26 protein-coding genes are annotated in these 24730 nt (G+C 61.7%); 6 read left to right on the top strand and 20 right to left on the bottom strand.

Features of this window, described 5'->3' with window-relative positions; all coding sequences use genetic code 11:
* Positions 1-4 precede the first annotated feature (4 nt).
* Positions 5-508, bottom strand: coding sequence for a chemotaxis protein CheY (locus G9Q84_RS26495; protein ID WP_181644342.1), 504 nt, complete (start codon positions 506-508; stop codon positions 5-7).
* A gap of 269 nt (positions 509-777) precedes the next feature.
* On the opposite strand from G9Q84_RS26495, the gene G9Q84_RS26490 reads away from it, so the two are divergent.
* On the top strand, positions 778-1986 hold the full coding sequence (locus G9Q84_RS26490; protein ID WP_122680564.1) for a DUF1835 domain-containing protein: 1209 nt from the start codon (positions 778-780) through the stop codon (positions 1984-1986).
* 51 nt (positions 1987-2037) lie between these two features.
* On the opposite strand, the gene G9Q84_RS26485 is transcribed toward G9Q84_RS26490, so the two are convergent.
* The 12 genes from G9Q84_RS26485 to nac all read right to left on the bottom strand — a co-directional run bounded on the left by G9Q84_RS26485 (position 2038) and on the right by nac (position 11688).
* Positions 2038-2871, bottom strand: coding sequence for an ABC transporter substrate-binding protein (locus G9Q84_RS26485; RefSeq protein WP_032887272.1), 834 nt, complete (start codon positions 2869-2871; stop codon positions 2038-2040).
* A 58-nt stretch (positions 2872-2929) separates the two neighbouring features.
* On the bottom strand, positions 2930-3658 hold the full coding sequence (locus G9Q84_RS26480; RefSeq protein ID WP_177434288.1) for an amino acid ABC transporter ATP-binding protein: 729 nt from the start codon (positions 3656-3658) through the stop codon (positions 2930-2932).
* A gap of 23 nt (positions 3659-3681) precedes the next feature.
* Positions 3682-4425 (bottom strand): amino acid ABC transporter permease, encoded by a 744-nt coding sequence (locus G9Q84_RS26475; RefSeq protein WP_032887299.1) that lies wholly within the window; start codon positions 4423-4425, stop codon positions 3682-3684.
* A gap of 6 nt (positions 4426-4431) precedes the next feature.
* Positions 4432-5133, bottom strand: a complete 702-nt coding sequence (locus tag G9Q84_RS26470) for an amino acid ABC transporter permease (protein WP_095185631.1) — start codon at positions 5131-5133, stop codon at positions 4432-4434.
* 109 nt (positions 5134-5242) lie between these two features.
* Positions 5243-5995 carry an SDR family oxidoreductase gene (locus G9Q84_RS26465; RefSeq protein ID WP_032887269.1) on the bottom strand — a complete coding sequence of 251 codons (753 nt, stop codon included), beginning with the start codon at positions 5993-5995 and terminating at the stop codon, positions 5243-5245.
* A gap of 93 nt (positions 5996-6088) precedes the next feature.
* Complete coding sequence (locus G9Q84_RS26460) at positions 6089-6862, bottom strand: LamB/YcsF family protein (protein ID WP_099600913.1); 774 nt, start codon at positions 6860-6862, stop codon at positions 6089-6091.
* Positions 6859-7254: a biotin/lipoyl-containing protein gene (locus G9Q84_RS26455; protein ID WP_181644341.1), complete on the bottom strand. Its 396-nt coding sequence runs from the start codon at positions 7252-7254 to the stop codon at positions 6859-6861. Before G9Q84_RS26455 ends, G9Q84_RS26460 begins: the two co-directional genes overlap by 4 nt.
* Positions 7251-8225: a 5-oxoprolinase subunit C family protein gene (locus G9Q84_RS26450; protein WP_181644340.1), complete on the bottom strand. Its 975-nt coding sequence runs from the start codon at positions 8223-8225 to the stop codon at positions 7251-7253. The genes G9Q84_RS26455 and G9Q84_RS26450 overlap by 4 nt, the downstream gene beginning before the upstream one ends.
* A complete protein-coding gene (gene pxpB / locus G9Q84_RS26445; RefSeq protein ID WP_032887265.1) occupies positions 8222-8878 on the bottom strand; it encodes a 5-oxoprolinase subunit PxpB in 657 nt (218 codons plus the stop codon). Before pxpB ends, G9Q84_RS26450 begins: the two co-directional genes overlap by 4 nt.
* Positions 8875-10227 carry an acetyl-CoA carboxylase biotin carboxylase subunit gene (gene accC, locus G9Q84_RS26440; protein ID WP_181644339.1) on the bottom strand — a complete coding sequence of 451 codons (1353 nt, stop codon included), beginning with the start codon at positions 10225-10227 and terminating at the stop codon, positions 8875-8877. The genes pxpB and accC overlap by 4 nt, the downstream gene beginning before the upstream one ends.
* A 33-nt stretch (positions 10228-10260) precedes the next feature.
* Positions 10261-10668: an acetyl-CoA carboxylase biotin carboxyl carrier protein gene (locus tag G9Q84_RS26435; protein WP_032887263.1), complete on the bottom strand. Its 408-nt coding sequence runs from the start codon at positions 10666-10668 to the stop codon at positions 10261-10263.
* A 114-nt stretch (positions 10669-10782) separates the two neighbouring features.
* On the bottom strand, positions 10783-11688 hold the full coding sequence (nac, locus tag G9Q84_RS26430) for a nitrogen assimilation transcriptional regulator NAC (RefSeq protein WP_032887298.1): 906 nt from the start codon (positions 11686-11688) through the stop codon (positions 10783-10785).
* Between the two features lie 376 nt (positions 11689-12064).
* On the opposite strand from nac, the gene G9Q84_RS26425 reads away from it, so the two are divergent.
* From G9Q84_RS26425 to G9Q84_RS26415, 3 genes are all read left to right on the top strand, one after another.
* The gene (locus tag G9Q84_RS26425; RefSeq protein WP_181644338.1) at positions 12065-13273 is read left to right on the top strand and encodes an aspartate transaminase; all 1209 of its coding nucleotides are present in this window, start codon (positions 12065-12067) and stop codon (positions 13271-13273) included.
* Between the two features lie 9 nt (positions 13274-13282).
* Complete coding sequence (locus G9Q84_RS26420) at positions 13283-14824, top strand: MFS transporter (RefSeq protein WP_181644337.1); 1542 nt, start codon at positions 13283-13285, stop codon at positions 14822-14824.
* A gap of 62 nt (positions 14825-14886) precedes the next feature.
* A complete protein-coding gene (locus G9Q84_RS26415) occupies positions 14887-16218 on the top strand; it encodes an OprD family porin (protein ID WP_181644336.1) in 1332 nt (443 codons plus the stop codon).
* A gap of 205 nt (positions 16219-16423) precedes the next feature.
* On the opposite strand, the gene G9Q84_RS26410 is transcribed toward G9Q84_RS26415, so the two are convergent.
* Complete coding sequence (locus G9Q84_RS26410) at positions 16424-16912, bottom strand: Hcp family type VI secretion system effector (protein WP_032887259.1); 489 nt, start codon at positions 16910-16912, stop codon at positions 16424-16426.
* A 184-nt stretch (positions 16913-17096) separates the two neighbouring features.
* On the opposite strand from G9Q84_RS26410, the gene G9Q84_RS26405 reads away from it, so the two are divergent.
* Positions 17097-18011, top strand: coding sequence for an Ssp4 family T6SS effector (locus G9Q84_RS26405; RefSeq protein WP_122752863.1), 915 nt, complete (start codon positions 17097-17099; stop codon positions 18009-18011).
* Positions 18008-18514: a hypothetical protein gene (locus G9Q84_RS26400; RefSeq protein ID WP_099600907.1), complete on the top strand. Its 507-nt coding sequence runs from the start codon at positions 18008-18010 to the stop codon at positions 18512-18514. The genes G9Q84_RS26405 and G9Q84_RS26400 overlap by 4 nt, the downstream gene beginning before the upstream one ends.
* 3 nt (positions 18515-18517) lie before the next feature.
* Here G9Q84_RS26400 and G9Q84_RS26395 read toward each other — a convergent pair whose 3' ends face one another.
* The 6 genes from G9Q84_RS26395 to G9Q84_RS26370 form a co-directional block, all read right to left on the bottom strand.
* Entirely contained in the window at positions 18518-19852 is a 1335-nt protein-coding gene (locus G9Q84_RS26395; RefSeq protein WP_181644335.1) for an LLM class flavin-dependent oxidoreductase, read from the bottom strand.
* Between the two features lie 159 nt (positions 19853-20011).
* Positions 20012-20434: a RidA family protein gene (locus G9Q84_RS26390; RefSeq protein WP_032887256.1), complete on the bottom strand. Its 423-nt coding sequence runs from the start codon at positions 20432-20434 to the stop codon at positions 20012-20014.
* Between the two features lie 11 nt (positions 20435-20445).
* A complete protein-coding gene (locus tag G9Q84_RS26385) occupies positions 20446-22029 on the bottom strand; it encodes a flavin monoamine oxidase family protein (RefSeq protein WP_181644334.1) in 1584 nt (527 codons plus the stop codon).
* Between the two features lie 12 nt (positions 22030-22041).
* The gene (locus tag G9Q84_RS26380; protein WP_032887252.1) at positions 22042-22965 is read right to left on the bottom strand and encodes an ABC transporter substrate-binding protein; all 924 of its coding nucleotides are present in this window, start codon (positions 22963-22965) and stop codon (positions 22042-22044) included.
* An 18-nt stretch (positions 22966-22983) separates the two neighbouring features.
* Positions 22984-23757 carry an amino acid ABC transporter ATP-binding protein gene (locus G9Q84_RS26375; RefSeq protein WP_032887251.1) on the bottom strand — a complete coding sequence of 258 codons (774 nt, stop codon included), beginning with the start codon at positions 23755-23757 and terminating at the stop codon, positions 22984-22986.
* Complete coding sequence (locus tag G9Q84_RS26370; RefSeq protein WP_181644333.1) at positions 23750-24715, bottom strand: amino acid ABC transporter permease; 966 nt, start codon at positions 24713-24715, stop codon at positions 23750-23752. The genes G9Q84_RS26375 and G9Q84_RS26370 overlap by 8 nt, the downstream gene beginning before the upstream one ends.
* Positions 24716-24730: the final 15 nt, after the last annotated feature.

Genomic DNA, 24730 nt, shown 5'->3' with positions numbered 1-24730 from the left:
CCCCTCAACGCCTGGGCGACAGCCCCACTGCGCACGCCACCAAGGCCGGGTCACCCTGGAAGCGCGCCGATGCTGGATTGGGGCTGTCAGCAACGCGCAAGGTCGGCCGCTTACCCACGCGTATGCGAGGGGCAGGATCGACGATCCCCATGCAATGCTGCAGCGCGATAAAGTCCGGCAAGTGCGGCACTGAGAGGTGCAAGGTCGGCTGATTGCCCGCTACCAGCACATGCGGTGTGCATTGCCCATCGTAAATCAGCGTGTGACGAATCAACGGGTTGGCGTGGCAGTACTCCATCAGGTTCTCCTGCGGCGAACTCACCAATGCGCTGTTGATGATCAACAGGTCGAATGCCACGCCTCCCGAACGCGTCAGCACCCGCAACTCATCGAACGAGCTCAAGGGCGCGATGCGGTGATAGCCCATCAGGTTGAGCATCTTCTCAATCCTGATCCGCTGCTGAAGGTCAGCATCGGCAATCAAGAAGCGGAGCGTTTTAGTGGACATAGGGTAAACCTGACAGTTGGGCAGCAACGTCGATCATTCAACGGTGCACACGGTAACCGTCAGCGGGAGCGCATGACTTTAAGACGATTCTTAAACCCTATCGGGGGCGCATGCCTGATTTGCAATCGAGCGCCACACTGCCTATATTTCCCGCCTGGCGCTCTCTACGCCACCTTCCGCGGAAAGGGCTGCGCCCAAGACACTCAAGCTTCACCTCATTTCTACGACTCCCAACCTTAAAGCGGAAAAGGTCTGTGCAAGGAGATCGTATGTCCCAACGCCCCCTATCTTCCAACACCGATGGCCGTCTCAACCTTGAGCAGCAGCGCAAGCGCGCCAAGGAACTGTTGCGGCACCTGAAAAGCCAAGACCCGGCTGCCACACTGTCACAGGCCCAATGGCAGGTGGCCAAACAACTGGGTTTCAGCAGTTGGCCCAAGCTCAAGGCCCATATCGACGCCATTGACTTCGCCGCTCGCCATCCCGACTTTGCAGCCAGCGATGAAGCGCGCACCACCCACTGGCGCTGCGGCAATGACATCGCCCATAGCCTGCAGGTGGCGGGGTTCAAGGGCCGGTTCCACATGCTCAGCGACCCGCTGTGCATGGGACCGGTGCGTGATCTGCCCAGCCCGGCATTTCGTGCGATGCGCAGTGCCTTTATCAGCCAAGCCTTTGCCATCAATGAGACGGATGCAGCGCGCCGTGTCGACGATGAATACAACCACCTCGAAACCCTGGCCAGCGCCGAACACAGCGTGTTGTGGTGCGAGGCAGATGCCTATGACCAGTTGTTCCTGATCCGCGCCTTGGCCGGTCTTGAACAAGCACCGGGCAAACTGGAGCTGATCGAGGTGGACCGCATTCCCGGCGTCGAGCGCTTTATCGGCATCGGCCAACTGGCGCCGGACGTGCTCGCCTGGCTCTGGCCGCAGCGCAGACTGATCGGTGACGAGGCCGTGCAACTGGCCAAACGCGCCTGGGCAGCCTATTGCGACAGTTCTCCCATCGCATGGGCAGCGTTGGCCCACGGCAAACACCCCGCCCTGCCCTTGCTTGCCCCGGCGCTGTTGCGCCAGTTGCAGGAATTGCCGGGAACACACGATGGTCTGTCGCTGACCGAACGCCTGTCCCTCACCTACCTCGCCGAAGCTGGGCCGTTGCCGTTCGGTCGCGTGTTCGCCGAATTGATGGCCAAGCGCGACCCGCTGCCGTCCATGGGGGACATGATGTTTCAGGTGCTGTTGCGGCCATTGATCGATGGCGACAAGCCGTTGCTGACCGAGACAGACCCACAAAAACCATGGCCGCAACGCATGTTGGCGCTGACCCCCTTGGGGCAGGACGTGCTCCATGGCCGAGCCCATTGGCCCGACCATGCAACGCATGAGCGCTGGGTCGGCGGCGTGCGTATCACACCTGGCCAGCCGCACTGGATGATTGATGAGGATCTGAACCCTGTCTGGAGCACGCAGTAAAAAAGCCCGCCGTGCATCACACACGGCGGGCTTTTTTGTGACCGATTACCCTTAAGGCAACGGCTCGAACTTCAACGCGCTCAAAGGCTGGACCTTGTCCTCGCGCACCATCTTGTACTCGGTGTTCGGACCGATCCAGCGCTCCCAGATCGCGTCGATCTCCCCGGCCTTTTCCATCGCCATCAGCGACTCATTGACCTTGGCCAAAAACGCGGGCTCGTCGCGGCGCATACCGGCACCAATCGGCTCCAGGGCCATGGGTTCTTTGGCAATCGCCAGTTCCACACCACCGGCCTTGGCCTGATTGACCAGCTTGAGGGCGGTCATGGTGTTGGTCACCAGGCCCACGACCTTGTTCTGTTGCAGGGCCATGTAGGCCGAGCCAGTGTCCTGGAAGGTCACCGGGGTGGCGCCGGCAAGGCGGATCGACTGTTCGGAGGTCGAGCCCTTGGTGGAGCTGATGCGCTTGTCCTTGAAGAAGCTTTTCGGCTGGTCGGCATTCGCCGCGCGCACCACCAGGGTTTCCTTGGCGATGTAGTAAGGGTCGCTGAACTGGATCTGGTCGGCGCGGGTCTTGGTGTAGGCCAGGTTGGCGAAGATCACATCGACACGGCCCATTTTCACTTCAGGAATACGCGCTTCAACCGACAGTGGCTTGAGTTCCAGGGCTACGCCGAGTGTCTTGGCCAGGGCTTTGCAGAGGTCGACGTCCATGCCGACCAGCTCGCGGGTTTTCGGGTCCGGTGCGGAAAATGGCGGGACGTCGGCGTACACCCCACAGCTCAAGGATTGCTTGGCCATGATGTCGCTCAGTTGGTCGGCCTGTGCGACCGCGATTGCCAGTGGCCCCAACGCCAGCGCAGTAAACAGATGCTTCATACCCATGGGAAATCTCCAGAAAGTTGGACCAGCAAAATGGCAGAGGGAGCAAAACCGCCGCAGCTCAATGGGCCCGCAGGTCGGCGATGAAACGTTGCGCTCGCGGGTGCGAGGGCTGGGTGAAGAAGGCCTCGGGGCTGCTCTTTTCCAGAATCTGCCCCGCATCCATAAACCAGATGGTGTCGGCCACTTCGCGGGCGAAATTCATCTCGTGGGTCACGCACATCATGGTCATGCCGTCCTTGGCCAAGCCCTTCATCACGCTCAGCACTTCGCCGACCATTTCCGGGTCGAGGGCACTGGTGGGCTCGTCGAATAGCATCACCGGCGGCTCCATCGCCAGTGCGCGGGCGATTGCCACGCGTTGCTGTTGCCCGCCGGACAGCTGCGCCGGGTAAGCACCGGCCTTGTGGGCCAGGCCGACACGGTCGAGCAGCTCCATGGCTTTTTGCTTGGCCGCCGCGCCCTTGAGGTTGCGCAGTTTGTTGGGGGCCAGGGTGATGTTTTCCAGCACCGACAGGTGCGGGAACAGGTTGAAGCTCTGGAACACAAACCCCACGCGGCTACGCAGGCGGTTGATCTGCGCGTCGGTGCCGTGAACGTCCTGGCCGTCGAACAGGATCTGGCCGGCCTGGATGTCTTCCAAGCGATTGACCGTGCGAATCAAGGTGGATTTGCCCGACCCCGAAGGGCCGCACAGCACCACCACTTCGCCGGGTTGCACTTCGGCCGTGATGTCAGTGAGCGCCTGGTACTCGCCGTACCATTTATTGATTTTCGAAAACATGATCATTGGATGCATGAGCGCAGCCCTCTTCAATTATCGGTGGCCAGCAACGGTTGGCCAGGCAGGGTTTGCCCTCCGTCGCCCAGGCGCTTGCGCGCAATGCGCTGTTCCACATAACCGGCCAGGCGGGTCAGGCCGAAACACAGCAGGTAGTAGATGATCGCCAGGATGAAAAACACCTGGAACGGCTTGGTCAGCAGTTGGTTGTTGACTTGGTTGGCGGCAAACGTCACCTCCTGCACGTTGATCACGTAGCCCAGTGAGGTCTCCTTGATGATCGAGATGAACTGGCTGATCAGGCTCGGCAACGCGTTGTACAGTGCCTGGGGCAGGATCACCCAGAGCGTGGTGCGCACGTAGCCCAGGCCAAGGGCGCGGGACGCTTCGTATTGCCCACTCGGCAAGGCCTGGATGCCGCCGCGAATGATTTCGCACAGGTAGGCGCTCTGGTAGATCACCAGGGTGCAGAGCATGGTCATGAAGCCGGTGATGTTATGGCCGATCAGCAACGGCACCAGGAAGTACGTCCAAAAGATCACCATCAGCAACGGAATACCGCGCAGCACGTAGACCCACACCGTGGCGACCCAGTACAAACCTTTCCACGGCGATACCCGCGCCAGCGCCAGTAGCAAGCCGAACGGGAACGCCAACAGCAATGCCAGCGCGGCCAGGATCAGAGTGCTCGCCAGGCCACCCAATGGGCCGTGGGGGTATTGACCGATGAGGAACAACGTCCAGTTGTTCTGCAGGATTTCAACGATATCGAACATCGCCATCTACCTCGCCAGGGCTTTGCTGAAGTGCCGAGCGAGCAACGCCCCGGCGCCCATCAGCAGCAGTGAAAACACCAGGTAGAACACCGTGGCCACCAGGTACGACTCGAAGGTGCGGAACGTATAGTTCTCCACTTCGCGGCTGGCGTAGGTCAGCTCCATCACACCAATCGCCATGGCCAGGCTGGTGTTCTTGAACAACAACACGGTGTGGTTGATCAAGGACGGAAGGCAGTTGCGCACCCCCTGAGGCAGGATCACGTAGCGCATTGAGCGCACGTAGCCCAGTCCCAGGGCTCTGGACGCTTCGGTCTGCCCGGCCGGAATGGCGCGCAGGCCGCTGCGCATGTCTTCACAGAAATACGCGGCCTGGCACAAGCCCAGGGCGATCACCGAAAACAGGTATTCGGTGTTGTGGTTGGCCAGCCACAGTTGCGCGGACTCGCTGAGCAACGTGGGCACGCCGAAGTACCACAGCATCAGTTGCACCAGGGTCGGCACGTTGCGGTGGTAGGACACGTACCCCGCCACCAGACGGTCGGCCAGCTTGTTGCCGGTCAGGCGCACCGTAACCAGCGTCAGCGCCAGCACCATCGCCAGCAGCCAGGCGAACAACGCCAGCTGCAAGGTCATTTCGATGCCCTTGACGATCAGCTCGGCATACTCGCCTTGCAGAATCGCGGCCAAATCGAAGTCTTGCTTCATGGTCAATCCCTATCGGCATTGGGCTAGGGCAGAAATCAAAGTCACCCGGCGTGGCCGTGGCGCGGTGCAGCAATGACGGATCGATCCGTTCTGTTTTAGAGGGCTGGTTTCAGCCCTGATAATCCTGAGGTCGCGCGGTAGAAAGCCCGCCCGGCACTTGCAGGGTGGGGGTGATTTCCATATGCCCGACGTTGACGGCAATCGGCGCGGCAATCGCGAAGGCAATGGCGTTGGCGATGTCTTCGGCCTGGGGCAATTCAAAACCTTCGACGAAGCGTTTGTAGGTCTCCTCGGAGTCGCCATGCACATGGGCAAAGATGTCCGTGGCCACTCGGCCTGGGCAGATCTCGGTAACCCGCACGCGCTTGCCGAAGGCATCAATGCGCAATTGACGCGAGAGCATGCTCACCGCGGCCTTGGTCGCGTGGTAGGTAGAGTTGCCGCCAAAGTTGTAGGCTGCTGCAATCGAGCTGATGTTGATGATGTGCCCGCAGTCGCGCTCGACCATCCCCGGCAACGCCAGGCGCGCCAGGTGCAACACCGCGCGAAGGTTGACGTCGATCAGCAGGTCGATACCGTCGGCATCGGCCTTGAGCAAGGAGCCGGGTTTATCGACACCGGCGTTGTTGACCAGGATGTCGAAGGTGTTTTCGGCGAACAACCGAGTCAGGCCGGCAATATCGGTCACGTCGATGGCGTGGGGAATGCAGCCAGTCTTTGCCGCCAGTGCCTGCAACTTGTCGGCACTGCGGGCCAGGGCATGCACCTGCACGCCTTCCTGGCACAGACGCTCCACAACGGCGGCACCGATGCCCGATGAGGCGCCGGTGACCAGTGCGGTTTTGTAGTCGGAAAATGGCATGGGGTGATCCTTGTGTCGCGGGTTATGGTTCGACTCTATCCAGCCTTCAGGCGCTGGACCAAGACGCGATTATTGTGTGGCGATAAGGCCTGCTTATGACGCCGCCAGCAGCTGGGAAATCGGGGTAATCCGCCCGCCCAATTGCTCGATTTCCTGGCGAATGGTGCGCGCCAGGTCGACCGCACCGGGGGTGTCGCCGTGCAGCAGGATCGAGTGGGCCGGCACCCGCAGCACCTTGCCGCTCAGGGCGGTCACGGTGCCCTCCTCCAGCAACTGCCGCACCCGTTGCAAGACTGCCGCAGGCTCCTTGATCACCGAGCCCTCGACCTTGCGTGGCACCAGCAGGCAGTCATCGTCATAGGCGCGGTCGGCGAGGAACGTCGTGGCAACGCGCAGACCACATTTTTCGGCCGCGCCTTCGATGGCGCGGCTGCTGGAAGAGCTGATGATCAGCGTGGGGTCGAACGCCGCCACCGCCCGCACCAACGGCTCGGCCAGCGCCACATCGGCGGCGGCCATATTGCCCAGGGCGCCGTGGAAGCTCATATGGGTCATGCGATGGCCATTCACGGCCGCCATCCCGGCCAGCGCACCGAGCTGGTAGATCACATAGGTGGCCAGTTCCTTGATCTCGATGTTCATTTGGCGACGACCGAAGCCCATCAAATCCGGGAAGCCCACATGCGCGCCCAGGTCGATGCCACCGGCTTTCGCCAGGCGTACGGTGGTGTCCATGATCAACGGGTCGCCGGCGTGATAACCGCAGGCGACGTTGGCCGAGGAAATCAGGCTCATCAGTGCTTCGTCCTCGCCCATGCGCCACGGGCCGAAGCCTTCGCCGAGGTCGGCATTCAAATCGATCTTCATACCGGGTACTCCAGGCCCAGAAAGGCTTCGCCGTAGCCGACGGTGGTGCCGCACGGCACGCGTATATCCACGACCTTGGCGGCTTTCGGGCTGCGCTGAGGCAGCAACAGGTCACCCACTTGCAGCACGGCCACCAGTTGACCGGCGCTAAGCTGATCGCCCACAGCCACGAACGGCTGGTTTTGTTGCGGATGAGTCAGCAGCAGACGACCCAGGCCGGTGGTGCGCAGCACCTTGTCATCCACTGTCGCAGCCGCGACTGGCGTGACCACACAGACGGCAGGCGCACCGCGCTTGAGGGTCAGGTGCACGCCAGGACTGCTCATCTCTGCGCCAGCCAAGTGGTGTTCCTTGAGCCACAGCGCCAGTTGGCGAATTTCTTCAAGCGTCATGCTTTCACTCCTTGACGGTGCAGCTCCACCAGACGGCTGACTTCACGCAGGTAACGTCGATTGGTTTCCAAGGCGTCAACGGTCTCTTCATAAGTGCACTCGATAAAGCGCACTTTGCTGCCGATCGGCGCCTGCCCCAAACGCCATAGGTCAGCCTCGATCACGCTGCCGAACTTGGGGTAGCCGCCGCTGGGCTGCGCGTCGCGCATCTGGATGATCGGCTGACCGCCATGGGGCACCTGGATCACGCCGGGCACGATGCCGTGGGAGCGAATTTCCATCGGTGCGATGGGCATCAGCGGTTCACCTTCCATGCGGTAGCCATAGCGATTGCTCTGGGTGGTGATCTTCCACTCGCCAGCCCAGAACGCGGCGCGGGAGGTTTCCTGGAAGCGCTCGTATTCAGCGGCGGGCAGCACGCGCATCGCGGGCACGCCGTCTACCTGTAACGGCAGCGAGAGACTGGGCGCCAAAACGCCGAAGTCCAGCGCCAAGGTGCTGAGGCCTGGTCGCAAGGCAGCGAGTCGATCACCCTGCTGCAACGCCCGACCGTCCAAACCACCGAACTCGCCACGTAATTGCGTGCTGCGTGAACCCAGCACCGACGGCACGTCCACGCCCCCCGCCAAACACAGATAAGCGCGACTGCCAGACGTCGGATAACCCAGGCTCAACACTTGACCCTCTCGCCCTTGGAAAACCCAGTTCGGCGGCAACGGCTGGCCGTCCAGCGTGGCGTCGCAGGCGGCACCGGTCAGGGCAAAGGCGCAGTCCTGCAGCAGGCGAACTTCAAACGCAAACAGCGGGATTTCAATCGCAGCGGCGTCTTCGGGATTGCCCAGCAGCAAGTTGCCCAAGGCCAGGGCCAGATGGTCCATGGCGCCAGAGGTACCTACGCCGTAACCCAGGCTGCCGAAACGACCGAGGTCCTGCACGGTGGCCAGAGCGGTGGCCGATAGAATCTCGATCATCGAATGATCCTCTCGATGCGCAAGCGCAGGAAATCACCCGGCCGCAAGATGGCAGGCGGGGTTTGGGCGGGGTCGAAAAATGCCATCTCGGTGCGGCCGATGGTGTTCCAGCCGCTGGGGCCGGCCGAGGCGGAGACGCCCGTCTGCACGCCGCCGATGGACACAGAGCCCGCACCGATATTCAGCACCGGCACCTGGCGACGGGGCGTGGCCAGGCGTGGGTCCATGCCGCCGAGGTAGCAGTAACCGGGGTGGCTGCCCAGGGCGTACACCGGGTACAGCGGCTCGCAATGCAGGTTGGCAATGGTCTCGATATCCAGCCCGGTGTGGGCGATCACGTCTGCCATGTGCGGGCCGAATTCGCCGCCGTACACCACCGGCAACTCGACAATTCGCCCTTCCAGGGGCAGCGGTTGGCTCTGTTCCCAGGCATCCAGCAGGCGCTGGCACACGCCGTTGAGTTCACGGGGCGGCGTGAGGAACGTCAGCATCAGGTTGTTCATGCCCGGCACGGCTTCGTGGATTTCCGGCCATTCGCCCGCTTGCAGGGCCAGGCGCCAGATACGCTGCTGCGGGGCCAGATCGAGCTCGCCCGGCGCCTCGAACAGCAACGCGCTGGAGCCCAGCAGGCTGATGGAAGGTGCGGTGTTCATGTCGGGCTCCTTTGCTGCAACCAGCGCTCCAGGTGATGAATGTCGACACCGCCGGCGCAGAATGCCGGATCGTCGAGAATGTCTCGGTGCAGCGGGATATTGGTGCTGATGCCGTCCACGATCATTTCGCTCAGGGCCAGGCGCATCCGCGCTAACGCCTCTTCCCGCGTGGCGCCGTGGGTGATTACCTTGGCCACCATCGAGTCGTAGTACGGCGGGACGCGGTAGCCGGTGGTGACATGGGAATCAACCCGCACGCCAAATCCGCCGGGCACTTCCCAACGCTGAATCAAGCCGGGTGTGGGCATAAAGGTGATCGGGTCTTCGGCGTTGATCCGGCACTCCAGGGAGTGGCCGTTCAGCTGCACATCCTCCTGGCGCAAGCCCAACACTTCGCCGCGGGCCATGCGCAGTTGCTGCTGCACGATGTCGATGCCGGTGGTCATTTCAGTGACCGGGTGTTCGACTTGCAGACGCGTGTTCATCTCGATGAAAAAGAACTCGCCGTCTTCGTACAAGAATTCAAACGTGCCCACACCGCGATAGCCAATCCGGCGGCAGGCCTCGGCGCAGCGTTCGCCGACCTTGGCGATCAATGCGGGATCGATGCCCGGTGCCGGCGCTTCTTCCAACACTTTCTGGTGGCGGCGTTGCAGGGAACAGTCGCGGCAGCCGAGCCAGATCGCATGGCCGTGGGCATCACACAGCACCTGGATTTCCACATGCCGCGGGTGGCCGAGGAATTTCTCGATATACAGTTCAGGGTTGCCGAACGCCAACCGCGCCTCTTCACGGGTGAGCGCGATGGCAGCGAGCAACTCGGCTTCGGCCTGCACCACGCGCATGCCGCGACCACCGCCACCACCGGCGGCTTTGACGATCACTGGGTAACCGATCTCGGCAGCGATGGCGAGAATGCTGGCGTCGTCGGTAGGCATTGTCGAATCAGGCCCCGGCACGCACGGCACACCGGCTTCACGCATGGCACGCTTGGCGGCCACCTTGTCGCCCATGGTGCGGATGCAGGCTGCGCTCGGGCCGATAAAGGTCAGGCCGGCGGTTTCGATGCGCTCGGCAAACCCGGCGTTTTCCGAAAGGAACCCGTAGCCAGGGTGGATCGCCTGGGCGCCAGTGACCTTGGCGGCGAACAGCAACGCCGTCTGGTTGAGGTAGCTCATGCCCGGCGCGGCCGGACCGATGCACAGCGATTCGTCAGCGTTTTGCACGTAGTGGGCGTGACGGTCCGCTTCGGAAAACACCGCCACGGTCTTGATGCCCAGGCCATGGCAGGCACGCTGAATGCGCAGGGCGATTTCGCCACGGTTGGCGATCAGCACTTTGTCGAACATTGGATTCACCTGAATAACGAATACGCGTAAGGGTCAACCGAGCCGGAACAGCGACTGGCCGGCGTCGACTTCAACCCCGGCCTCGACCAGGATCTCAACCACCTGGCCCGCCACCTTGGCCTTTACCGGGTGGAACATCTTCATCGCCTCGATCACCGCCACGGTCTGGCCGGCCTCGATGCTTTGCCCCACGGTCACAAAAGGCGGCTCACCGACGGCGGGCGTCAGGTGCAGCACGCCATAAAGGCTGGCTTTGACTTCAACGGCGCTGGCAGCCGGTGCAGCTTTGGGGGCTGCGACCACGGTCGGTGCAACGCTGGTAGTCCCCTGCCCCGCCTGCTTGAACAGCCGCAGCGTACTGTCGCCTTCGGTGAGGCTCAGTTCCAGCAGATCGGATTCGGCCAGCAAATCCATCAACCCCTTGATACGTGCTGAATCCATGTATGGCCCCTGCCTGTCGAGCGTGTCTTGAGTGGATGAGCCCAATTTACCGAGCCCCTCGAAACGCGGCCAAGACGCTTTGGCTTTGGGGTGATAAGCCGACCTTATGACGCCTCACACGGCGCTGCCACGCATCTGCGCCACCAGCTCCAGCAGAATCGCCTTGACCGCCTGGGCCGGCACGGACAAGGGCAAATGCCCGGACAGGCACAACGCCAACGGCGCCTCCACCTCGGGCTCGACGATGCGGCACATATGCACCGAAGGGTCCGCGGCCATGACCCGCGCCGACGACTCAGGCAGGATGGTCGAACCGAAGTGGTCGGCCACGGCGGCGGTGAGCGTGGTGGACGATTCAATCTCGGCCACTACCCGCACACCCAGGCCGATACGCAGGAAGGCTTCGTCCACCATCCGACGCATGACGTTGTAGGGGCGCGGCAACAGCATGTCCATGTCGGCCAACTCGGCCAGCGGGATGTCTTCGCGACTGGCAATGGCCGGGTCGGCACTCACCAGGTACAGCGGCTCGCGCAGCAGCGAGACAAAACTCAAACCATGCACCTCCCGCCCGCCGTAAAGCACGGCCATGTCCATGCGGCCGTTCATGATCAGTTCGCTCAACGTGGTGCCGAAGTTTTCATTGAGGTACAGCAGGATGCCGGGGTGACGTTCGCGCACGGTGCGCAGCAACGGCAGCGACAACGTCGACGCCGCCGTCCCCGGCGCCAGCCCCACCGACACCTGCCCGGACAAGGCATGGCCGGTGGCATTGATATCGCTCTGAGCCTGTTCGCACTGGCGCAGGATAATTTGCGCATGGCCATACAACACCTTGCCCGCCTCAGTCGGCGTCACCCCGCGCTTGGTGCGGATCAGCAATTGTTGTTGCAACTCGGCTTCCAGGGTTGCCAGTTGCTGACTCAACGCCGGTTGCGCCACATGCAACACATCAGCGGCCTGGGTCATGCTGCCGATGTCGACCAGTTTTACGAAATACTTCAATCGACGCAGGTTCAAAATGGCGGTGCTCATGTAAGGGAAAAGTGATGCCTTAAATGTGGGAGGGGGCTTGCTCCCGATAGCAGTGTCAGTGGATGCACCTGTGACTGACACACTGCTTTCGGGAGCAAGCCCCCTCCCACATTTGGATTTGTGTACACCTGGCAGGTTTGCAAAAGACAGGCCACCCGCATAACCAGCCATAAGGCTTTGCTATGGTTGCTCCTGATCCCCCACCCAAAGCACCCGCTCGGAGCAGCCAGGACTGGACGCACCTGCTTGGTGCAAGCCCAGCCATAAGCACTGCCTATCAACCCAGAACAAACTCGTCTTATGGCCCCCTCGCCCGGCCCTCGTACTGTGACGCCATCAACGCCATCATCGAGGAACGCCCGTGACCGCCTCCCGCATCGCCGCCCGTGTGCAACGCATCAAACCATCGCCCAGCAGCGCCGCGTCCGACCGCGCCAACGAGCTGCGTCGCCAAGGCCAGTCCATCATCAACCTGGTAGTGGGCGAACCGGATTTCGATACACCCCCCCACATCCGCCAAGCCGCCAGCGCGGCCATCGAGCGCGGTGAAACCCGTTACACCCAAAACGCCGGCACCCCGGAACTGCGCCAGGCCATCGTCGATAAACTGGCCCGCGAGAACGGCCTGAGCTACACCGCCGCTCATGTACTGGTGACCAGCGGCGCCAAGAGCGCGATCTTCAACGCCTTCGCCGCCACCCTAGGCGCCGGTGATGAAGTGCTGATCCCTGCGCCCTACTGGGTGTCGTACCCGGACATGGTCCTGGCCTGCGAAGGCGAGCCGGTGACCCTGGCCTGCCCGGAACACAACGGGTTCAAGCTGACCCCAGCACAGTTGCGCGAAGCGATCACCGAGCGCACCCGCTGGCTGCTGCTCAACTCACCGAGCAACCCCACCGGCGCCAGCTACAGCCACGCCGAACTGCGCGCCCTGGCCGACGTGCTGCTGGACTATCCGCATGTGCTGCTGATGACCGATGACATCTACGAGCACATCCGCTTCGACGGTCTGGACAACCCACACATCCTGGCCATTGAACCGGCCTTGAAGGACCGCACCCTAGTGGTCAACGGCGTGTCCAAGACTTACGCCATGACCGGCTGGCGCATCGGTTATGCCGCCGGCCCCGCCGACCTGATCGGCGCCATGGCGACCCTGCAATCCCAGTCCACCAGTAACGCCTGCTCAGTCAGTCAGGCGGCGGCATTGGAAGCGCTCAACGGCGACCAACACTTCGTCAAACACAGCGTCGAGGTGTACCAGCAACGACGCGACCGTTGCCTTGAACTGCTCAATGCAATCCCCGGCCTGAGCTGCCGCAAGCCGGACGGCGCGTTCTATCTGTATGTGAACTGCGGCGGTCTGCTAGGTAAAAAAACCGCCGAGGGTAAAACCCTCAACAGCGACAGCGAAGTGGTGATGTACCTGCTCGAAAGCCAGGGCGTGGCGGTAGTGGCGGGCACGGCCTATGGCCTGGCACCGTTCTTTCGCATGTCGATTGCTACCGACATCAGCACCCTCGACCAAGGCTGCGCGCGCATTGCCGCTGCCGTTACCGCGTTGCGCTGAGGATCGACGATGACCGCGGCGGCCCACCCTCCCCTGAGTTTCAAGCAAGCCTTGCTGGCGATGATTGGCATCTCGTTGGTGCTGATGCTCTCGGCGCTGGACCAGACCGTGATCGGCAACGCGTTGCCGAGCATCGTGGCCGAGCTCAACGGCTTTGAACTCTATGCATGGGTTGCCACTGGTTATCTGTTGGCGTCCATCGTCACCATCCCGATTTTCGGGCGGCTGGGGGATTACTACGGGCGTAAGCCGTTCGTACTGGCCGCCACGTTGATCTTCACTCTGGCGTCCCTGGCCTGCGCCCTGGCCAACGACATGCTGGTGCTGGTGATCGGCCGTGCGTTGCAGGGCATTGGCGGCGGCATGTTGATCGGCACCGCGTTCGCCTGTATCCCCGAACTGTTTCCCGACACCCGCCAGCGCCTGCGCTGGCAGATGCTGTTGAGTGCGCTGTTCAGCGTGGTCAATGCCATCGGCCCGGGGCTGGGGGGCTATCTCACCGGCGCCTTCGGCTGGCGCTCGGTGTTCTATATCAACCTACCGTTGGGCTGCCTGGCGCTGTTGATTGCCTGGCGTTTCCTGCCGTGGTATCGCCCGCAACAACACAGCAGCATTCGTCTGGATTGGCCCGGCGCACTGTTGATCGCCCTGGCGTTGGGCAGTCTGCAATTGTTTGTGGAATGGCTGGGGCATTCGAGCCTCGCACTCAGCGCGGCGTTAGGTCTGGGGTGCATCGCGGCGATCATTGCGCTGTGGCACTGGGAGCGGCGTTGCCCGCATGCTCTGTTGCCGGCCGCGCTGTTCACCCTGCCGAGCCTGCAACTGCTGTTCACACTGTCGGTGGCCGCCGGGGCGATCATGTTTTCGCTGCTGTTTTACTTGCCGCTCTTACTGCAAGGCGCCTACGGGTATTCGCCTCAGGACGCCGGTGTGTTGATCACACCGCTGGCGTTGAGCATCACCCTCGGCGCCATCGTCAACAGCCGAATCGTGACCCGTTTGCGCAACCCAAACTGGTTGCCGCTGACCGGTTTTGTCGCGTTGTTGCTGGCGTGCCTGGGGTTGGCAGTGGTCGGACGAAGCGCGTCGTTCAATGAGTTGCTTGGCTTGATTCTACTGGCCGGGTTGGGCCTGGGATTCATCCTGCTCAACCTCACGGTATTCACCCAGACCCTGGCCGAACGGCAGTTTCTCGGCATCGCCACCGCGCTCACTCAATCCCTGCGTCTGGTGGGCGGTTTGCTCGGCACTGCCGGCATGGGCGTGCTGGTCAACCTGCTCTACAGCACCCATCTGCAACGGGTGTTTCTTGCGGCGGGCCACGCCGAGGGCATTGCCCTGTATGCCGACCCACAAGTGCTGTTGCACGCCAATCTCGACGCCACGCCATGGCTGGAGCTGGCCCGCGATGCGCTGGCCCAGTCGGTGGGCGTGGGCCTGCTGCTGTGCGCGGGGATTGGCGTGCTCGCCCTGTTCATCCTGTACCGCTTACCGCCGGTGCGACTGCACGTCGTGCCGGCCACCGTTGCTCCCGCTCCTGAAAAAAAATAGAAAACTTTCACTGCCGCTTTTGACTGCCCTCAAAAAACCAATCACACATGGGGATGACACCAATGGAGCTTTTCAATCGCGCACCAACCGTACTCGCCGGCCTCTGTGGCCTGATCATCGCCCAGCAGGGCTACGCCGCAGGCCTGGTGGAAGACAGCAAGCTAAATGTGCTGGCCCGCAACTTCTTCAGCAACGCCGACAACCGCAGCGGCGCCGCCGACCCCAACTACACCCAGGAATGGGGCCAGGGTTTTATCGCCAACTTCGAGTCCGGTTACACCCAAGGCACCGTGGGCTTCGGCATGGACGCCATCGGCATGTTCGGTGTGCGTCTGGACTCCGGCAAGGGGCGCCACTACAACCCGCAAAGCACCGCGTTCAACGGCAACGTGTTCCCCACCGACAGCGATGGCCGCGCAGTGGATGAGTTCGGCAGCCTGGGGCTGACGGCCAAGGCGCGCTTTGCCAAGACCGAGCTGAAATACGGCACTCTAGTGCCGATGCTGCCGGTGGTGATGTCCACCGACCGCATGTTGCAACAGACCTTCAATGGCGGGCAGGTGCAGTCCAAGGACCTGAACCATTTCACCTTCACCCTCGGCCAGTTGGAACACGTGAAGGGCCGTGGTTCAAGCGACCAGATGGGCATGTCGATTCCCGGCGCCAACAACGCGCGTACCGGTGAGTTCGTCAACAAGTTCTACTACGGCGGCGTCGACTACAAACCGACCAAAGACCTGACCTTGCAGTACTACTACGGCAACCTGCAGGACTTCTACAAACAGAACTTCCTGGGCCTCAAGTACGACTGGCAGATCGGCCCGGGCACCCTGCGCACCGACCTGCGCCACTTCGACAACCGTTCCGACGGCGCCAACGGCAACGACCCGGCGTTCTACACCTTCGGCTACTACGGCGACGGCGTGACCAAGGGCAAGGTCGACAGCCGCCTGAGCAGCGCCCAATTCACCTACCTGGTCAACGGCCACACGATTGCCGCCGGCCTGCAACAGGTCAGCGGCGACAGCGATGCGGTGTGGTTGAACCAGGGTGACGGTTCCACGGCCTACTTCATGACCGAGTCGATGATCGGCAAATTCCAGCGCGCCGGGGAAACCACCTGGCAGGTGCGTTACGGCTATGACTTCGCCTCGGTCGGCGTGCCAGGCCTGAGCTTTATGGGCATGTACGAAAGCGGCTCGAACATCCGCACGCCCACAGGGGATAAAAGCGAGTGGGAGCGCAACCTGACGGTGAGCTACGTGATCCAGCAGGGGCCGCTGAAGAACCTGAGCATTGCCCTGCGCCACGCGTCGTTGCGCACTGAAGTGACGACCCAACGGGACAGTGATGAGCATCGGGTGATTGTCAGCTACCCGTTGAACATCCTCTAAGCACAGGCGGCGCCGCTGGGCACGTGGTCAGTGGGTCATGCTGGGCGCCCTCGCCCACCTGCGGCATGCAGTCGAAGGTGGGCACATTGTGTTCGATGCGCAGCGGCATGGGGCTGAGGAACAGGCGGTTGAGCTGTTTGGTGCCCAACGCTGCCATCGTCGCATTGCCGTCGAGCGGGTAGACAACCGGGTTGGCGGCAAGGGATCAGACTTTGACGTTCTGCCGAATATTCCAGCCAAACTTCACCGGCCCACCGTCCTTGGCGCCATCCGCCTTCTGCGGCTGGTAGCTGACGTCGACGGTGGCGAAGTTCAAGGCGATGCTGTCGTACAAAACATCATCGGCCGTGTCAGCGCGGGTGCTGTACGACACCACCATGACTTCCTTCAAGGTAATCACCAGATACTCCACCGGGCTGGTTCCGCCGGCCTTGCGCACCACCAATTTGGCCTCGGGATAATGCTTGCCGGTGGCGCACGCCATCATCAGGTTGGGGCTGGATTTATCCAGGGGTTTGGTCAGGTTCAGGTTGGTGAAGTCGGCCTTGCCCGAACCGCCTCCCGTACCGGAATGCATCGAGCCCGTTTGCGATAATCCCCACCCCCAGTTGGTGATATCGATCTCGTCACGATGGGCCAAGTCTTGCGATTCACCCTTGATGTCGCCCAGTTTCAAAAACATGTCGACTGCCATGTTGGCTCCTTGTCCTGTGGTCCGCCGGAAGTGACGTGGCGCGCACTTTTCCTCAATCAGGAGCGGGCATACAAGACGTCAACGTCGCTTCAGGACGTACCCGACTGTAAATGGCGAAGCTTCCGACATTCATCCCAGTTGCGGCGTCTTTACTCTCTCAGCTCCCAAAAAAAGGAGTTAAGGAATGACGGCCGCTCTGTTCAAGGATGGATTCCCCTCAGCCCACCGTACTACACGCCAACGCATTGAAAGCAGCCTCGACCTGCGGCGGTTGTTCTTCGCCATAGACGCCGACCCGGCGTTGATTGGTGCGGGGGTGGTGTATATCGATGGGGATTTCAACGTGGTGGTACTGCGGGAGTTCCAGGCGATTTGCAGCGTGCGGCCGATCAAAGTGGTGCTGCGGGAAGCGCCGAGGTATGTGGGGCCGGTGGAGTTCAAGCGGATGTTGGAGCATGAGCCTCGGGAGTCGAGGTTGGCGGTGGAAGCTATAAATACGGCAATTGCGTGCACCGGAGTAGTGTTGAGTTGGATGGTCATTGCGAGTGGGGCTGCGCTGATGCCTTTTACAGCTGGGGCTAGCTCGATAATTTCGTTTATCGGTAAAGCTGCTGCCGTTGCAAGTACAGTTCAATGCATCGGTGGCGCTTTACGTACAGCATCAGAGTTAGCCTTTCCGGAAGTTAATGACTACTTGGATAACGAGACGTGGTATGAGGCCGCAACAGCAGTGTTGGACGGTATTGCTTTGATGGGTGTTGCCAGCTCGGCATTCGTCACCGTGAAAGTCGTCACAACGACCACAAAAGTAACCGGAAAAACAGCTAGGCAAGTGCTTAGAGGCCTGACACGGCAAGAACGGACAAAATTGAACAATGAGCTGCTTAAAATCCGAGATCCAAGACTGACGACCAAGTTGCTCAAGCTGGAAAAAGCCTCTGGCAACGTGACCAAACGTATCAGCGCTATTCAAATGCAGCGTGCAACTGCCGCGCACAAAATGGATATAGCTGCGGCCTTGCTCGGCTTTACCAGCAGTACAGTCTCTGGAAACGTAAGAACTCTGGCGTTGGGCATCTACGAGGAAGTTAACCAGTGAGCCAACAACGGAAGATAAAAGACCAATATTACTCATCACTCTTTATTGAGGATCCTTGGCAACTCCTCAAACGGTTCATGCCCGTGATTGGAGGTGATGCATTGGCAGGGTGTTTCTCGATAGCGTTGACAACGATCTTGGCGATGCTTACGTATTTGCCTACTTACCCCGTAGATTTTGTCGCCAAGACATGCTTTTTCAGCGCCGCGGGCTTGGGCGCAGTTTTCGCCCTGGCCAAATACGAAGTGCTCTACGGCCGAATCCATTGGGTATGGATAAACGTCGCGATCTACCTCCTCTGCCTGCTGATATCCCTACCCGCCATCCTGTGGCGCCCCAACACCTATCTCTACGCACTGGCCCTACTCGGCCCACTTGTCGGTCTGCTGATCCTAAACAGCAACCGCTGCCGCGAACTGCGGCAAAAGTCGGTAGAGCTACGCCACAAACGCGAAGCCATCATCGCGACCCTGAAACAACAGGGCCGCTGGAAATGGTGGTAACCCTCAGGCCGCCTCGCTCCGCGCAGCCGTGTGCCGATTCACCGGCACCGGCAGCCCAAGATGCCCACGCAAGGTGCTGTGGCTGTACTCACTGCGAAATAACCCACGCTCACGCAACAACGGCAGCACCTGGTCGGTAAACCGCGCGAAGTCATCCGGTGCGCCCACGTGGATGTTGAAACCATCCACCGCACCTTCGACAAACCAGCGTTCGATCTCGTCGGCCACGGTCTTGGGCGAGCCAACAAAGCTGGAGAACGGCTTGGCAAAACGCAGCGCCGCTTGGCGCAGGGTCAAGCCTTGGTCACGGGCGACTTGCTTGATGTTTTCGGCATGGCCGCGATAGCCGTTGCTGCCCAAGTCGCCCAGCTCCGGGAAGGGTTCATCCAATGGGTATTGGCTGAAGTCGTGGTAGTTGAACGGCCGCCCCAGTTGCACCAGCGCTTTGTCCAGGTCCAGCTCGCCATTGCGCTCGCGGTCGATGGCCTGGGCCTGTTCGTCGGTGTCGGCAATGATCGGCGAAATGCCCGGCAGGATGGTCACGTGATCAGGGTTACGTCCGGCGGCAGCAGTCCGTTTTTTGATGTCGCTGTAGTACGCCTGGGCGTCTTCGAAATTGCCCACGCCGGCAAAAATGCCTTCGGCGTAATTCGCCGCCAGGCTGCGGCCTGACTCGGAAATACCCGCCTGGAAAATCACCGGCTGGCCCTGGGCTGAACGCGCGATGTTCAACGGGCCGGTCACTGAGAAAAACTCGCCCTGGTGGTCGAGGCGATGCTGGCGTTGCGGGTCGAGGAATACGCCGCTGGCCTTGTCGCGCACGAAGGCGTCGTCTTCATAGGAATCCCACAGCCCCTGCACCACGCTCAGGTGCTCGGCCGCGCGGCGGTAGCGCTCGGTGTGATCAATATGCTGCTCACGGCCAAAGTTGCCGGCCGCGCCTTCCAGGCCGGTGGTGACTACGTTCCAACCGGCGCGGCCGCTGCTGATCAGGTCCAGCGAGGCAAACTGGCGGGCGACGTTGAAGGGTTCGGTGTAGGACGTGGTCAGCGTAGCCACCAAGCCGATCTTCGACGTCGCACCGGCGATGGCCGAAAGCAGGGTCAGTGGCTCCAGACGGTTGAGGAAATGCGGCGCGGAATCCGGGGTGATGTAGGGGCTGTCGACGATGAAGACCAGATCGAATTTGGCCGCTTCTGCCTGTTGCGCCTGGGCACGGTACCAGTCGATATCGACACTGGCATCGCCGGGGATTTGCGGGTGCAGCCATTCGTTTTGCGCAGTACCGACACCGGTGAGGATGGCACCGAATTTGAGTTGCCGGGGTGAGGTGGACATAGGGATTTCTCCATAACGAACATGAGGACTGACTGGCAAAAAACGGATCCCACTGTGGGAGGGGGCTTGCCCCCGATGGCTGCGGGTCAGTCAAAGAGGCATCAACTGACACGCCCTCATCGAGGGCCAAGCCCCCTTCCACACTGTTAACCGCGTGAATCAGGCTGTGCGGGCAGCGATGGCTTCGACTTCAACCAACGCTCCGGGCAATGGCAGCGCGACGACTTGCAACGCCGTCCGTGCCGGTTTGTTCGGCTGCTCCGGCGTACCGAAGAACTGCGTGTACCCACGCTGCAACCCGGCAAAATCCAGCTTGCCGTCGGTCTCTTCAGCCCCCACCAAAAACACCCGCAATTGCACGATATCGCCCAGATCCAGGTCCTGCTGCTGAAGAACCTTGCGCAGTTTGTTGAATACCGAAACCGTCTGTACTTCGGTGTTTCCATAGACCCCCGGCACCTGAGGATCGGCAGCGTCCGGCAAGGTCCCGCTGACAAAGATCAGGCTGGCGGACGCCGGCACGGTGACGGTCTGCGAGATCGGAAAATCGCCGACGCTGGTACGTTGAATGCTGTCGCTCATGGTGTGTCTCCTTAAGAGGCGGCGAGTGCCGCGACCTGTCGTTGTTGGGTTACCCGTTCGGCCAGTTGCGCGATCACATGCCGCGCCGAGTTGGCCGCCGATTCCTGCCAGATGCCCACGCCGCTTTGCACCAGGCCATCGCCGGCGAAGTACACACGGCCATGGCCGGCTTCGAGCAGGCTGCTTGCGTCAGCCGGGAAGTGTTCGCGTTGCAACCACGGGCCCTCGCTGTAGGGGATCTGTTCCCAGGTCACGGCCAGCGGGTTACGCAGGTGTTTGGAGAAACCGGGGTGCAGCAATTCAACCGCTTCTCTGGACGTGGCGTATTGCTCGGTGAAGGGTTTTGCGCCAAACGCATCGGCGCCCTCGCCGGTTACATAGCCGGCTACGAGCAGGCCTTCGCGGGTGTTGAGGTCGTTGCTCGGGTACCACAACAGGCGCGCGGGGTGTTCGATCCACGACAGCCCGCCATAGGTGCGGTAGTCGGTTTCCCAGAAGCGCGGGGATTGCCACGCCACTTTGGTCGCCTGGTCGCTGCGGGTGCTGAGCAGCGCGGCTTTGATCGGGTCACTGAAGTCGGTATCGAGTTTGGCCAGCAACGGCAGCGGCAACGTCGAGATCAGGTAATCGGCACGCACCACCTGTTCGCGGCCACTGTGCTGGTCGTGATAGGTCACCGCCACGCCGTCCTCCAATTGGCGGATCTGACGCACCACGGCCCCCAACTGCACGTGATCACTCACCCGTCGATAGAACGCGTCGGTGATGCGGTCCATGCCGCCGACTGGTTGGAACATGGTCGCCGAAAACTCCGGAAACTCGGTGTGCAGCAATGCGCCCCACAGTTCCGGGTGCAGCAGTTGATCCAGCGACAACGGGCTGCGACTGGCCGGCAACGCGCCCGGATGGGCAGGAGACTCAAGGTGCCCCGAGCGAATCGTGCCCTCAAAGGCCAACTCTTGGGACAGGTCGCCGTACACCTGCAAAAACGCCAGCAACCGCGTGCGTTCCTCAGTACTCAGCACATCATCAAGGGCATCACGCTGCACGGCTTTGGCCAGCAGGCCGGACAAGTGCCCCCGCGCATCATTGATCGCCTGGCCAACGCTGAACGCCGGCTTTTGCACATCGGGCCTTACCTGGGCGCCATGGCTGCTGTTGACCAGCACTTCCAACGGCACGCCAAGCTCACTGCAATAGTCGAGGATCGTGCGGTGCTGGCTGGGAATCCGGGCCGGGCCGGCGTTGAAGTAATGCCCTTGATCGAATGCCGCCTTTTGCGTGCGGCCATCCTTGTAGTCCACGCGGTCGCCATGGCGCAGGGTCCAGGTGCGCCCACCGACCCGCTCACGCGCCTCCAGCACTTGCACGTCAAACCCGGCGCGGGTCAGCTCCAAGGCGGTGACCAGACCGGCGATCCCGGCGCCCAACACCAGCACGCGGGTGCCTTGCCCCAAGCCTTCCTTGAGTTTCAACGGTTGCGGACGGCGATGCGACGACGGCCCCAAACCTAATGCCGCCAGTGCATCCTTGACGGCTTTTTCGCCGCCTACCGCCGCTATGCTCGACAACGCTTCACGTCGTGTCAGTCCCATGTCGATTGCTCCTTAATCCGGCAGGCCCGGTGGGTTGATCAGCGACTTGTCCACGCGCTCCACATCCAGGCCCCAACGTTGCAGCACCTGTTCGTATTGGCCGCCGGCAATCGCGCCTTCCAGGGCGGTGTGGATAGGCTTGACCAGGCCGTTGTCCTTGCGCGTGGTCACAGCGATGTCGGCCTGCAACGGCCAGCCACCGTTCACCGTGCCGACGCGCTTGATGCCCCCGGTGATCGCCGCCGAATAGGCGTACACCGAGTTAGGCCCGAACAGCGCATCGCTGCGCCCGGACTGCACCGCCAATTGCGCGGCGGCCTGGTCGTCGAAGTACTGCAACAGCGCGGGTTTGAGGCCGGCCTTTTCATTGGCTTCGTTCCAAGCCAGCAGGACTTTTTCCTGGTTGGTACCGGAGCCGACGATGATCTTCAGCCCAGCAATATCCGCAGCCTGTTTGATCTCAGAGATCTTGCTGGTGGTCTTGACGTAGAAGCCGAGCACGTCCTGGCGATAGGTGGCGAAGTCGAAACGCTTCTTGCGCGCCTCAGTCACGGTGACGTTGCTGATCACCGCGTCGTACTTGCCCGAGCTGACGCCCAGGGGCCAATCCTCCCAACTGGTCTGCACCACATTGAGTTGCAGGCCAAGGCTGTCGGCCACCAGTTGCGCGGTGTCGGCTTCGCTGCCGATGGTGGTTTTGTCGTCACTGGCCAGCAGCGCCAGGGGTGGTCCGGCCACGCCGGACACGGCCACGGTGAACTTGCCCGGCTGGGCGAACTTGAAACCCGGTGGGATCTGCGCGATGGCCGCCTCGTTGCGCGGCACATGAACGCGCACGCGGTCGGGGCTGAGGTCGACCTGTTGCACAGCAAATGCGCTTTGTGCGGTGCTGACGGCAAGCGCCAATAGGCCGATACGAGCGGTAGAGATAAACATGGGCAGTCACTCCGTTAACTAAAGCACTTTGCCGAGAAAGGCCACGGTGCGGGGATGTCGGGGTTGGCGGAAAATCTGTTCAGGCGGGCCTTCTTCGATCAGTTGGCCGTCGCAGAGAAACACCACGTGGTCGGCCACTTCACGGGCAAAGCCGATCTCATGGGTGACGATGACCAAGGTCACGCCCAGTTGGGTCAGGCCCTTGATCACGTCGAGGACTTCCCCCACCAACTCGGGGTCGAGGGCCGATGTGGGCTCGTCGAACAGCAGCACCTTCGGGTCCAGCGCCAGGGCACGAGCGATAGCGACACGCTGTTGCTGACCGCCGGAAAGCTGGCGCGGATAAGCATCGACCTTGTCCGCCAGGCCGACCTTGGCCAACAGCTCTGCGGCCTTGGACTGCGCCTCAGCCTTACTCCAGCGCTTGTGGGCCAAAGGCGCTTCGGCGACGTTTTCCCAAGCGGTGAGGTGCGGGAACAGGTTGAAGTTCTGGAACACGAAGCCCACGTCGATGCGGCGCTTGAGAATCTCGCGCTCCTTGAGTTCATACAGCAGGTCACCTTTGCGCCGATAACCGACGTATTCACCGTCGATGGTGATGTGCCCGCTGTCGATTTTCTCCAGGTGGTTGATGGTGCGCAGCAAGGTGGACTTGCCCGAGCCGGACGGCCCGAGAATCACCGTGACCTTACCGGGGTCGATGGTCAGGTCGATGTCCTTGAGCACCTGCTGGCTGCCAAAGCGCTTGCCCACGCCCTGGATCTGGATACGTCCTGCGCGCGCTTCACTCATGGGATTTCTCCTTGAGCCAACCGCGTATGCGCTGCAACGGCGCGGGCGGTAGCACCCTTGCCGTTCCCCGTGCGAAATGACGCTCGACGTAATATTGAGCACTGGTCAGCACGGTGGTGATGATCAGGTACCACACGGTGGCGACGATCAGCAGCGGGATCACCGCCTGGGTGCGGTTGTAGATGACCTGCACGGTGTAGAACAGCTCCGGCAGGGCCAGCACGTAGACGATGGACGTGCCCTTGACCAGGCCGATGATCTCGTTGAAGCCCGACGGCAGGATCGAGCGCAATGCCTGGGGCAGGATGATCCGGAAGATGCGGCGTGATGCAGGCAAACCGAGCGCCGCTGCCGCTTCATGCTGACCGGCGTCCACACCGATCAGGCCGCCGCGAATGATCTCCGCCGCGTAGGCCGCCTGCATCAGGCTCAAACCGAGAACCGCCGTGGTGAACTGGCTGAGCACGTCCACCGTCGACCACTCGGCAAATACCACGCTGGTGAACGGCACGCCGAGCACAATGTGGTCATACAGGTAGGCAAAGTTGTACAGGATGATCAGCACCAGCAACGCCGGCATCGAACGGAAAAACCAGATATAGCCCCAGGCCAGGGCCGCCAAAAGCGGCGAGCCGGACAGTCGCGCCAGGGCCAGCGCCGTGCCGAGGATCACGCTGAACACCGTGCTCAACAGTGTCAGCAACAACGTTTGCCCGAGCCCGCGCAGCACCGACGGCGAGAAGAACCACTGGCCGAACACACCCCACTCCCACCGCGGGTTGGTGGCGAGGGAATGGGCGATCGCGAGCAGCACCAGAGCGGCGAAGATCGACCCGGCCCAACGCCACGGGTGCCGGGCAGGCACCACTTGCAGGGCTTTGATCGGTGGGGAGACACGGACCTGGCGAACCTCGCGGGGCTGGTCAATCAGGTCATAGGGTTTGGCGACAATAGGCATGGTTTATTCCTCGGC

Source organism: Pseudomonas sivasensis, assembly GCF_013778505.1.
Lineage (GTDB): Bacteria > Pseudomonadota > Gammaproteobacteria > Pseudomonadales > Pseudomonadaceae > Aquipseudomonas > Aquipseudomonas sivasensis.
Note: the sequence above shows the minus strand (reverse complement) of the source record. Positions and strands in the feature narration are given on the sequence as shown.